This is a genomic window from Streptomyces sp. 8L (assembly GCF_020176795.1).
Classification (GTDB): domain Bacteria; phylum Actinomycetota; class Actinomycetes; order Streptomycetales; family Streptomycetaceae; genus Streptomyces.
In genome coordinates this window covers 1-5,158 of record NZ_JAIUKE010000648.1, presented here as the reverse complement: position 1 = coordinate 5,158, position 5,158 = coordinate 1, and the positions used below count along the sequence as shown (strand labels likewise).

The 5,158-nt window shown below is 72.3% G+C and carries 5 protein-coding genes; 2 read left to right on the top strand and 3 right to left on the bottom strand.

Translation table 11 applies throughout. From position 1 onward, the window contains the following. Window positions 1–100: 100 nt before the first annotated feature. Window positions 101–940, top strand: coding sequence for a YceI family protein (locus tag LCE31_RS36470; RefSeq protein WP_225022232.1), 840 nt, complete (start codon window positions 101–103; stop codon window positions 938–940). Window positions 941–1,023: 83 nt separating this feature from the next. Continuing rightward, the gene (locus LCE31_RS36465) at window positions 1,024–1,494 is read left to right on the top strand and encodes a PPOX class F420-dependent oxidoreductase (RefSeq protein WP_225022230.1); all 471 of its coding nucleotides are present in this window, start codon (window positions 1,024–1,026) and stop codon (window positions 1,492–1,494) included. 77 nt (window positions 1,495–1,571) lie between these two features. On the opposite strand, the gene LCE31_RS36460 is transcribed toward LCE31_RS36465, so the two are convergent. The 3 genes from LCE31_RS36460 to LCE31_RS36450 form a co-directional block, all read right to left on the bottom strand. Beyond that, window positions 1,572–2,513 (bottom strand): TetR/AcrR family transcriptional regulator, encoded by a 942-nt coding sequence (locus tag LCE31_RS36460; protein ID WP_225022228.1) that lies wholly within the window; start codon window positions 2,511–2,513, stop codon window positions 1,572–1,574. Window positions 2,514–2,800: 287 nt separating this feature from the next. Next, window positions 2,801–3,700 carry a response regulator transcription factor gene (locus LCE31_RS36455; protein ID WP_225022227.1) on the bottom strand — a complete coding sequence of 300 codons (900 nt, stop codon included), beginning with the start codon at window positions 3,698–3,700 and terminating at the stop codon, window positions 2,801–2,803. A gap of 99 nt (window positions 3,701–3,799) precedes the next feature. After that, a complete protein-coding gene (locus LCE31_RS36450) occupies window positions 3,800–4,723 on the bottom strand; it encodes an amidohydrolase family protein (protein ID WP_225022226.1) in 924 nt (307 codons plus the stop codon). Between the last annotated feature and the right edge of the window lie 435 nt (window positions 4,724–5,158).

The window sequence follows — 5,158 nt, the reverse complement described above, 5'->3', positions numbered from 1 at the left end:
CGCGGGCGGCGCCGCCCGCCCCGAGCCGTCCCGGAGGCGGCGGCAGGCGACAGAGCCGGCCGCGCCTCGTCACACAGCGAGACCAAGGAGAGAACGCGGGATGGGACTTCGCGCACAGGTGAGGACGCGGGACGGCTGGGCCGTACAGCACGCCGTCGTCACCCTCACGGACACAGGCGGCAACCAGGTGCTGCGTGCCACGGCCGACCCGGACGGCGTCGTCACCGCGTCCGAGACGCTGGCACCCGGCCCGTACACGGTCGTGGTGACGGCCGTCGGCTACACGCCGTCGGCGGCGACCGCCCTGGTCACCGCGAGCGGCCGGGCGGACGTCGGGACGGTCGTCCTCGCCCGGCAGGGCGGGTTCGAGCTGCCGCCTCCGGGATCGTGGAGCATCGACCCGGCGCACTCCGCGGTGAGCGTGGTGGCCCAGCACCTGGGCATCGCCAGCGTCCACGGCAGGTTCAACGAGTTCGGCGGCACGATCGAGGTCGTCGAGGGAGGCGCCGCAGGGGGCGGCGAGTACACCGCCTCGCACGTCAACGCCGTCATCGGCGCGGCGAGCGTCGACACCGGCAACGCGCTGCGCGACAAGCACCTGAAGTCGCCCGACTTCCTCGACGTCGAGACCTTCCCTGAGATCACCTTCCGCAGTACGGGCCTCACACCGGCCGGCACCGACCGGTGGACCGTGCACGGCAAGCTCGCGCTGCACGGCATCGAGCGGGACGTCGACCTCGCGCTGTCGTACCTGGGCACCGGCGCCGACCCGTGGGGCGGCGTGCGCGCCGCCTTCCACGCGACCACGGAGCTGCACCGCGAGGACTTCCAGATGAACTACAACCAGGTCCTCCAGGCCGGCATCGCGATGGTCGGTGCCGTACTGAGGGTGGAACTGCACATCGAGGCCGTCCAGGGCGAACTGCCGCCCATGCCGTGACCCGCCGCGCGGCCCGGCGCCGCGGACGTGTCGCGCTCGCCGGGCCCGCCGCCGGGCCCGGCGAGTCGTCGTAGGCTGCCGCCATGGCACCCAACATCGCAACGAACACCGTCGTCAGCCGTGACGAACTCCTCGCCTTCGTCCGGCCGCGGCACCGCGCCATCCTCCTCACCACCCGCTCCGACGGCCGCCCCCAGGGCTCGCCGCTGACGTGCGGCGTGGACGACGCCGGCCGCATCGTCGTCTCCACGTATCCCGAGCGCGCCAAGACGAAGAACGCGAAGCGCGACGAGCGCGTCAGCGTGATCGTGCTGTCCGACGAGTGGAACGGCGCCTGGGTCCAGGTCGACGGCACCGCCGAGGTCCTCGACATCCCGGAGTCCGTCGAGCCGCTGGTCGAGTACTTCCGCAACATCTCCGGCGAACACCCCGACTGGGACGAGTACCGCGCGGCGATGGTCAAGCAGGGCAAGTCCATCATCCGCATCACGCCCGAGCGCTGGAGCCCGCTGGCCACCGGAGGCTTCCCGGCACACCTGGCCCCCGAGAACTGACGGGCGGCGGCTGCGCTGCGGCGGGCGGCTTCCGGGCCCGCCCGGCACGTAGTCGGCCTGCGGGCGGTGCGCGGGACTCAGGCGGCGCTGCCTCCGTCGCCGTCCGCGCCCCTGGTCTCCGCGCCCCCGGTGTCCGTGGAGCCGGTCTCCGTAACGCGGGTCGGGCCGGCGGGGCGGTCGCGGTCGTCGTCCGTCCCGCCGCGTGCGCCTATGGCCTCGATGCCCGCGACCAGCAGGTCGAGCGCGATCCCGAAGTCCCGCTCCCGCCGCTCGTGCACCGTCGCGCCGCCGCGCGCGCCCATGAGGCCGCCGCCCTTCGCCAACGCTGCCCGCAGGCCGGGCCGTTCGTCGATCTGTTCGCTGATCGACCCCATCGCGAGCCGGTAGTACTCGTCCTGGCTGAGGCCCGCGTCCGCGCACCGCTGCACGAAATGGCCCTCTATCGTGCCGAATCCGTAGACGAACTGGAAGACCGCCGAGATCGCGCCCCGCTGCACGTACGGCGGCAGGCCGGTGTCGCGGACCACGGACTGCACGGCGTTGGAGAAGAGGGTCGCGCACGGGCCGATGTTGAGGTACTTGCCGATGAGCGGCGACGCCCACGGGTGCCGCACGAACACCGACCGGTAACTCGCCGCCAGGGCCCGCAACCGCTCCCGCCAGTCCGGTCCTTCACCGCCCGTCACATCCGGCACCTGGACCTCGCCGAAGACATGGTCGAGGGAGAGCTCCAGCAGGTCGTCCTTGGTGTCCACGTACCAGTACAGCGACATGGCCGTCACCCCGAGCTCCGCCGCCAGGCGCCGCATGGAGAACTTCTCCGGCCCTTCGGCGTCCAGCAACATGACGGACACCTCGGTGATCCGGTCCCGGTCCAGGCTCGTGGAGTCACCGCCCGCCCCGGCGCCGGCCTGCGCGTGCTCGGGCCGCTCGTGGCGGCGCCCGCGGACCCTCGGCCGGCCCTCCAGCCACACGCTCGTCCGGGCAGGACGCTTCGCGCGATCGGTTCCGGCGACCATGGGCCAGCCTCCTCGGTTCCTTCCGGCCGGGTGGTGCCGGACCCTTCAGCGGGTGGTACGGATCGGGCGGTGGACGCGCTCAACGCCCGCTCGCAGAGAGCGGCCCGACGAGCCGCTCTCCGTACGCCTTCCCGTACCCGCCCCATGATCCACCCGGTTCAGGATGTTATGCCGTGGCTGGTGGTGATCCTTTCCCCGCGTCCCGGGTACCGCCTTCGTGCATACCGGGAAAATTCGCCCCTCGACCGTCCGCGCCGCCCTGCCTCAATCGTCCGCGCCGCCCGGCCTCAGCGGACGGTGCCCGGCTCCCCCGGCTTGATCAGGTAACCGGCGCCGCGCCGCGTGTGGATCATCGGCGGACGCCCGACGTCGATCTTCCGGCGCAGGTACGAGATGTACAGCTCGACGACGTTCGCCTGGCCGCCGAAGTCGTACGACCACACGCGGTCGAGGATCTGCGCCTTGCTCAGCACCCGGCGCGGATTGCGCATCAGGTAGCGCAGCAGCTCGAACTCCGTCGCCGTCAGGTGGATCGACTCCCCGCCTCGCGTCACGTCGTGGCTGTCCTCGTCCAGCGTGAGGTCACCGACGACGAGCATCGACTCGCTGCGCACCGTGGCCACCCCGGAGCGCCTGATCAGCCCGCGCAGCCGGCCCACCACGTCCTCCAGGCTGAACGGCTTGGTGACGTAGTCGTCGCCGCCCGCTGTGAGGCCCGCGATGCGCTCCTCGACACCGTCCCTGGTGGTCAGGAAGAGGACCGGCACCTGCGGCAGCTCGGTCCGCAGCCGCCTCAGCACGGCACGGGCGTCCACCGCCTCCGCTCCCGCACCACTCGGCGCCCCACCGTCACCGCCGCCGTCACTGTGACCGGCGCCGGCGACGCTCCCGCCCGGCCCCGAGCCGACGGAGCCCGCCGCGCTCCCGGCCGCGGCCCCGCCCGCACCGGCCGCCGCGACAGCGCCGGAGAGCGAGACGTCCCATATCACCGCGTCGGGGGCGAAGTCCCGCGCCGAGTCCATCGCCGAGGCACCGTCGCCCGCGCTGAGCACCTCCCATCCCTCGTACCGCAGGGCCATCGAGAGCAGCTCGGTGAGCGACGCCTCGTCGTCGACGACGAGTACGCGGACGGGACTCCCGTCCGGCTTCAGCATTTCGGTACGCCCGCGGGGCGAGGTGATGGTCATACTCCTCACCCTCGGCAAAGCCTCTGAGAGGCGTCTTGCCGCTTTCTGTGAATTGCCTGAGAAAAGCCTCTCAGGAATGTTTCAGAAGGCGCCGCCCGCCTACGGACCCGGGACCGTGCCGGGACCTTCACCCACTCCGAACAGCGCCGCTCCGTTTCCGTAGCAGACCGCTCGCAGCCAGTCGTCACCGAGCCCCAGCGATTCGAGGGCCTCCAGCTGGTGCCGGTAGGGATGGGGGATGTTCGGGAAGTCCGTCCCGAGCAGCACCCGGTCCCCCAGGGCGGCCAGTCGCGCGAGCGTCTCCCGGTCCCTCGAAAAGGGAGCGTCGAACTCGACGAAGTCCGTGAACGCCATGGTCGTGTCCAGCCGCACCTCCCCGTACCGCTCGGCAAGCGCCATGAAGTCCGCGTACTCGGGCATGCCGAGGTGCGCCACGATCAGCCGCAGCCGCGGGTGCCGCGCGAGCAGCGAGGCCACCGGCCCCGGGCCGGTGAAGGCACCGGGCACGGGCCCCGAGCCGCAGTGCATCACCACCGGCACGCCTGCCTCGGCGAGCAGCCCCCACGCCGGATCGAGCAGCGGATCGCCCGGGTCGTACCCGCCGACCTGCACATGCGCCTTGAAGACCCGCGCCCCGCTCGCGACCGCATCCTTCACATACGCCTCGACGCCCGGTTCCGGAAACAGGGTCGCCGTGCGCAGGCAGTCCGGCGTACGGGCGGCGAAGTCCGCCGCCCAGCCGTTCAGCCACACCGCCATGCCCGGTTTGTGCGGGTACAGCATCGACGTGAACGCACGCACGCCGAACCCGCGCAGCAGCGCGACGCGCTCGTCCTCCTCCTGCCGGTACCTGATCGGCCAGGCACGCCCGACCAGCGGCCCGGCGCTGTCGAAGTACGCCCACACCTTCTTCAGCACCCGGTCGGGCATGAAATGCGTGTGCACGTCGACCAGGCCAGGCAGCCCCACCCGCTCGCGGAACGCCCGCACGGCCTCTCGCTCGTCCACCCCTTGATCGCTCATGGCCTCCACTCTCGGCACGCGTGCCGTATCTGTCCATGACACGGTGACGCCTGCGCTGTCCGTGACACCGTGATCCCCGGCGCCGTCCATGGCACGGTGACCGCCGGCGCCGTCCATGGCACCGTCGCTGTCCAAGACATCCGCGCTGTCCGCCGCCGCGCACTGGCGCCGTCGTCGTCGGCGGTCGTCGGCCGTCGTCGGCCGTCGTCGGGGACCGGCATCCGGGGGCGGCATCCGGAGGTCGGCGTCGGAGAGTCGGCCCCGGGCGGCATCCGCTGTCGTCCCCCGTCGCGCTGGCGCAGACCGCCGCGCCTCTGGCCGTGACGGCGTCCAGGGCGGCGGTGTGGCTGCCTTCAGAACAACCCGCCCTGCACATCGCCCCGTACCTCCCGTACAGGCAGGCTCAACTGCGGCCCGACCTCCCCCGCACCGGCC